The following is a 1,147-nucleotide window of genomic DNA, read 5'->3' as shown; positions in this document are numbered from 1 at the left end:
CGTCAAGTCGAGTCCGTATACAACGCACTGAAGAATAATGTGTTGGCAGGTAAGCACGAAGAGCTCGAAAGTTTAAAAGAGAGCTTTAATACGGCATTTGTGACGAATCTCTGTCATTCGATTTATCAAGCGATTAATGAAGGAAAACGTGTACTTGATAGCTTAAATAAAGAGCTGGAAAATCACGTGTTTGGCACGGATCAAGAGCGCTTTAGTTTTGACTGTGAATGGGTGCCGGAATTTCGCGACTACTACCGGTTCTTTAAAGAGATTATTGAGATACCAAACCTTGGTGATGGAGCTACTTTATTTGATGCCCAACTGTCAGAGAAATCGACTGAAGTGCGCGATACGTTGCTGAGCATGCTTCTGGCGAAAGATGCGCAAACGGCATTTAGGGAGCTCGAACGCATTAGCGACTACAGGAACTACCGCCGTTATGAGATATACAAAGAACCTCTCAATAAAGACAAAATAGCACTTAGCCGTTATGGCACCGGTTCGGGCGGTCAGCTCGAGACGCCAGCCTATATAATTCGTTCGGCGGCGGTCACATCTGCTTTCAAATTCAATGAAGGTAATTCGCATTGCCGCATGGTTTTAGTCGATGAGGCATTTTCAAAAATGGATGAAACAAGATCTCGTGAGGTGATTAATTACCTTACGGAGGCGCTTGGTTTACAGCTCATTTTTATCATGCCTACCAGTAAGTCAGGTCCCTTTTTAGATTTAATTAGCAATCAGATTGTATTCAGTAAATGCCCTGCACAAGAAAAGATTGGCGAGCTAGAAACACAGGTTCTTGTGGATAGAAAAGTGTGTAATCAGGAGCGTATCAAAGAGCTTTGGGCAAATCATCGGAAAACGGTTCGACATCAAGGAATGCTCGATTTCATGGAAGATATTGTTTAATGGGTGATTATGAGCAAACAGATATTCCTGTTTGGATATCGGATTTTGACGAGGTTAGAGATCTGCTTTCTCAGTTCATAGATAAGCTCGAAAAAGGTACGCGTTTACTGATGAGGCTTACGGAAAAAAATGTCCCATCGTTATTTGATTACAACAATCCGCACTCTAAAGCTGTCTGGTCGCTCATCCAGAGACTTGAATCAGATTATGGCGTATTCAGTATTGAACTGGATAA

Annotated in this window: 2 protein-coding genes; both read left to right on the top strand. The window is 42.3% G+C overall.

From position 1 onward, the window contains the following. A partial coding sequence (locus A3751_RS14430; RefSeq protein WP_304439035.1) for an SbcC/MukB-like Walker B domain-containing protein occupies positions 1-912 on the top strand: 912 nt, incomplete at its 5' end. After that, the coding region (locus A3751_RS14425) for a hypothetical protein (protein ID WP_197466369.1) at positions 912-1,147 on the top strand (236 nt) is incomplete at its 3' end. The genes A3751_RS14430 and A3751_RS14425, both read left to right, overlap by 1 nt.

The sequence above is a fragment of the Oleiphilus sp. HI0080 genome, assembly GCF_001635135.1.
Note: the sequence above shows the minus strand (reverse complement) of the source record. Positions and strands in the feature narration are given on the sequence as shown.